The 4,375-nt window shown below is 45.1% G+C and carries 5 protein-coding genes and 1 tRNA gene; 3 read left to right on the top strand and 3 right to left on the bottom strand.

What is annotated here, in order from left to right; all coding sequences use genetic code 11:
• Both LBL30_04475 and LBL30_04470 read left to right on the top strand, forming a co-directional pair.
• A partial coding sequence (locus LBL30_04475) for a TatD family hydrolase (protein MDR1032341.1) occupies positions 1-615 on the top strand: 615 nt, incomplete at its 5' end.
• A complete protein-coding gene (locus tag LBL30_04470) occupies positions 600-1,379 on the top strand; it encodes an MBL fold metallo-hydrolase (GenBank protein ID MDR1032340.1) in 780 nt (259 codons plus the stop codon). The genes LBL30_04475 and LBL30_04470, both read left to right, overlap by 16 nt.
• A 30-nt stretch (positions 1,380-1,409) precedes the next feature.
• On the opposite strand, the gene rpmB is transcribed toward LBL30_04470, so the two are convergent.
• The 3 genes from rpmB to LBL30_04455 form a co-directional block, all read right to left on the bottom strand.
• Positions 1,410-1,703, bottom strand: a complete 294-nt coding sequence (gene rpmB / locus LBL30_04465) for a 50S ribosomal protein L28 (GenBank protein MDR1032339.1) — start codon at positions 1,701-1,703, stop codon at positions 1,410-1,412.
• 105 nt (positions 1,704-1,808) lie between these two features.
• A complete protein-coding gene (gene prs, locus LBL30_04460; protein ID MDR1032338.1) occupies positions 1,809-2,702 on the bottom strand; it encodes a ribose-phosphate diphosphokinase in 894 nt (297 codons plus the stop codon).
• 45 nt (positions 2,703-2,747) lie between these two features.
• Positions 2,748-2,821: transfer RNA gene (locus LBL30_04455), tRNA-Gln, on the bottom strand.
• 115 nt (positions 2,822-2,936) lie between these two features.
• On the opposite strand from LBL30_04455, the gene LBL30_04450 reads away from it, so the two are divergent.
• A complete protein-coding gene (locus LBL30_04450; GenBank protein MDR1032337.1) occupies positions 2,937-3,782 on the top strand; it encodes an SDR family oxidoreductase in 846 nt (281 codons plus the stop codon).
• The last annotated feature ends 593 nt before the right edge of the window (positions 3,783-4,375 follow it).

Raw genomic sequence — 4,375 nt, 5'->3', positions numbered from 1 at the left:
GTTGGCATACATCCCAGCGAAATCCAGGATTATGCCGATTCTTTGGACGGGCAAGCCGTATCGGCTTGGATAGAATCTTGTGCCCAAGACCCCAAAACTGTGGCGGTAGGCGAAATTGGCTTGGATTATTCTTACGATGGCATCGATCACATGCTGCAGCAAAAGCTATTCACTCTTCAAGCCAAAGCCGGCATAGATGCAGGATTGCCACTGGTTATTCATACTAGAGACGCCGAGGAAGATACGATAAAGATACTGAAATCCATCGGTGCGGCAAGCGGGGTCATTCACTGTTTTGCAGGAAGCGAATGGCTTATGCAGCAGGCGCTTGATTTGGGTTTTTACATCTCGTTTTCTGGAATAATAACCTTTAAGAAATCTGATGCTCTGCGTGAGCTAGTCAAAAAAACGCCTATAAATCGCATTTTGGCTGAGACAGACGCGCCCTATCTTGCGCCAGAACCTATGCGCGGCAAGCGAAACGAACCTTCTTATGTGAAGTATACTGCCGAAAAAATTGCCGAGCTTAAGTGCATGAGTCTTCAGGATTTAACTGCACAAATACACAAAAATTTCTTCACTCTGTTTACAAAAGCGCAATGTCTAAGCGATTAACTGTCAGGATTTTAGGGTGCGGATCATCAGGCGGCGTTCCTGACGTTGGATTTGGCTGGGGGGCTTGCAATCCTCAAAATCCCAAAAATCGTCGGACAAGGGCTTCTATCCTAATACAAAGCGCGGATACCAATCTTTTGGTCGATACGTCTCCTGATTTACGGTATCAGCTTCTAAGCGCTGGGGTAAATCGGATCGACGCGGTGTTTTACACGCACATGCACGGCGACCATACGCACGGCATAAACGAACTTAGAAGAATATCTCAGGCTCACGACAAGATAATCCCCATATATGGCGACCAGGATACCATTGACGATATCACCATGCGGTTCAGTTATCTGTTTGACCCTGGCACATTTAACCGAACCTGGTACTCCACTTGCCTAAGCGCGCAAGTTGTTAAAGACAATCCGCTGGATATTTGTGGAATAAGCTGCATCTGGATGGTCCAAGATCACGGCCCTTGCAATACCTTAGGCCTGCGTATGGGAAACTTCGCCTACACGATTGAGATGAAGGATTTGCCGCCAGAAAATATCGAGTGCTTGCAAGGCATTGACGTTTGGATTGTTGAATGTTTAGAGGTTGGGGCAAATTCAACCCATGCCAGTCTAGAACAGGTTCTAAGATGGTCAGAAATAATAAAACCAAAAAGAGTATTCCTAACCAATATGGGGCTAAATGCCGATTATGATGATTTGCTTGGCAGGCTGCCCAGCTATATGATTCCTGCCCATGACGGCCTTACAATAGAGGTATAATAAGTTTAGTCTTCTTACAGCCGGCGTAAATTATTCGTCTGTTTGCTCAAGTGCCATAAGCGTCTTTTGAAGCTTCCTCATAGGCCGAGAAAGCTTATCGGTTGAGGTATTCAGTAAAAAAGAGTCAATACCTCCGCACTTTTCGACAAAACGTATCCCGGCAGGAGATATGCTGCTGATTCCAATTTGACGTTTTAAAAGACTGCTTGGGAAGGAAACTGACTGCAGATTAGGCAGAAACCGCCTTCTGGTTTTGTTATTGGCATGGCTGACATTATTGCCGGCCATAACTCTTTTGCCAGTGATTTTACATACTCGCGCCATACCCGCAGCCCGCTTGAATAACTGTGAGGAAGCCTAGCTGTACGCGCTTATAATGTCAAGTCAAATGATGGTTGAACAGCGTACAGCGGAGTATGGTAACTTCGTTCAACTTAACATTGAAGCTTTACAAAGGTTTTCTACAAACAAATCAGAAACATCTAATGGTATTAGCTTATTGCAAACTGCAAGCTGATTAATGGTATTTGTCGTAAGTAGTTGCGTTATCTGAGGATATTTGTCGATAATTGCTTGCACAGACGCCCAGTTAAGCAGATGCGTGCAGCATAATATCAGGCTTTCGGCCCCTGCCTTTATAGCAGCCAGACATGCGTAATCCATAGTTGCTCCGCTGTCAATTATATCGTCAACTATAATGCAGTTTTCGGTAAGCGTTGGCTGCGAAAGGCTTCCCGCAATCTGTCCATCGCTAGATCTTGTCTTTGCAATTGAAGCAAACGAAGTATTTAACAGGCCGGCCAATTGCCGTGCTCGCGCAATACTGCCATTATCAGGCGATAAAACTGTTATACGATCTGGCGTCATTTCCTTTGTATACTTACCCAGGCTTTTGGCAAATAACTCTGTCGGACAGATATTGTTAATCCCGGTTATTTTGCTGTGAGTATCGATTGAATAGACCTTATCAGCGCCAGATGCTGTAATAAGCTTATTTACCAGCTCAGCCGGAACTGCTGTACCGGGTATGATGCGATTCTGCCTTACATAGCCGAAGTATGGCACAAGAACAGTTATCTCCCCAGCGCCGGCACGCTTAACGGCATCAATGATCAGCAAAAGGTTTACCAAGTTGGTATGAAGCGGTGGAGTTAATGAATCAGCTATGACAATTGCCTCTCCATTTAGGTTTGACTCAATATTTACTTCTGCGCTTTGGTCGTCTTTATTGCGGATACAACAGGATTCAGGCTTCGCTTTCAAGCAGCTAGCTAATCCATAAGCCAACCCCGGATCGCAATTTGGGCCGCATATAAGCTTCATGACAACATCATGTTAGGAAACAGAATTCAAAAGAACCGCTGTATCTGGTTGGGGCGGAAGGATTCGAACCCACGATGGCGGGACCAAAACCCGCTGCCTTACCACTTGGCTACGCCCCAATTAAACCATTTAACTGGCTCTAATCTTTATGCATTTCTACAATACTGTGCTAGGTTTAGCAATGTTCACTAAACCCCCTATGTATGTTAGGCTAGGTCATTAGGAAATAACTATATGGACACGATCTCTAACCTCTTGAAGGGCAAGCGCGGCGTCATTATGGGGGCTGCTAATGAGAGGTCAGTTGCCTGGGGCATAGCAAAAAGCCTAAGCCAGCATGGCGCAGAGCTGGCATTCAGTTATCAATCAGAAAGGCTTCTCAGGGATGTTAAGCCGCTGGCGGACGCTGTTGGATCAAGGATTCTAATAGAATGCGACGTATTAAGCGAAACCAGCATCGATTCGTTTTTTGAACAATTAACTGCTCAGTGGACGTCTGTTGACTTTTTAGTACATGCGATTGCAAATTCTGACAAAAATCAGCTACGTGGCAATTACTATGATACGACTAGGGATAACTTCCTCAAGACGATGGATGTATCTTGTTATTCGTTCACTTCGTTATGCAGAAAGGTGCAGTCGATCATGCCAAACGGCGGCAGTATGATTGCGCTTTCATACCTGGGGGCAGAGCGAGTGGTTCCCAATTATAACGTCATGGGAATCGCGAAGGCAGCGCTGGAATCCAGCGTAAGATATATGGCAACGGATCTAGGCCCAAGAAACATAAGGGTAAACGCTATCTCAGCCGGCCCGATCAGGACGCGCGCTTCTTCGGGCATAGGGGACTTTATGTATATATTGAAATGGAATCAGTATAACTCTCCACTAAGAAGAAACACTACGCTGGAAGATATTGGCGGAACGGCGGTATTTTTGATCAGCGATCTAAGCTCCGGCGTCACGGGCGAGGTTATATACGTAGACTCTGGCTATCACTCTGTTGGCATGAAGACCCCAGACGCCCCAGATATTTCGGTAACCATGGATAATTCCGGGGGCGATAAGACGTCAACTTGATGGGTTGTTATTTTTAAGCTCTGCAGGGATCTTTACCGACCGGTTGGTAATCGCCTAATTTAAAGCAGGTTATTTTCAAAACAGCCAGTTTATGTCTGATTCAACGTCGCTAAGTGGCGGGCATATCAGGGTTTTGGTTTTACAAGTGAGCTTTAAAAAACAACCCCTCCACTAACTACTTGTGGAGGGAATTTCCGACAGCTTAGCCTTTGAAGCAAATTAAACGTGGGCCTACCGTGTTCTTAGTACTCGGTCTCTGGTCTGACCCAAGCGATTAGCTAGCTTTTGTCAAATTATTTTTTTCGCTTATTTTAAAATTATTACAAAATCGACCTGAAAACTGACTTAGTAGTAGGGCTAAGCGAGATTTGATACAGAAGCTCGATATGCGCTTGATAATAGTGTTTGAGGATATTTGATGTAGCAAACCGTATGATCTGTATCGGTTTGATTTAAATAAAAAGCCCTCCACTTCCGCTACAGAACGGCGAGGGATCTTGTGTAATTACGCGCGATGGATGCAGCGATCCGCTTATAAATCAGTGCCAAACCGACTGCGTTTATTGCCTTCCTGGTATAGGTAAGTTACACCC

It is taken from the genome of Holosporales bacterium (assembly GCA_031263535.1).
In the GTDB taxonomy this organism is placed as follows: Bacteria; Pseudomonadota; Alphaproteobacteria; order UBA3830; family JAIRWN01; genus JAIRWN01.
This window is presented reverse-complemented; position numbering and strand designations above follow the sequence as displayed.

Bases quoted from the DNA above. Each gene is read 5' to 3' on its own strand.
- LBL30_04470 (MDR1032340.1), top strand. From the start codon at position 600: ATGTCTAAGCGATTAACTGTCAGGATTTTAGGGTGCGGATCATCAGGC.
- rpmB (MDR1032339.1), bottom strand. From the start codon at position 1,703: ATGGCGCGAGTATGTAAAATCACTGGCAAAAGAGTTATGGCCGGCAAT.
- prs (MDR1032338.1), bottom strand. From the start codon at position 2,702: ATGAAGCTTATATGCGGCCCAAATTGCGATCCGGGGTTGGCTTATGGA.
- LBL30_04450 (MDR1032337.1), top strand. From the start codon at position 2,937: ATGGACACGATCTCTAACCTCTTGAAGGGCAAGCGCGGCGTCATTATG.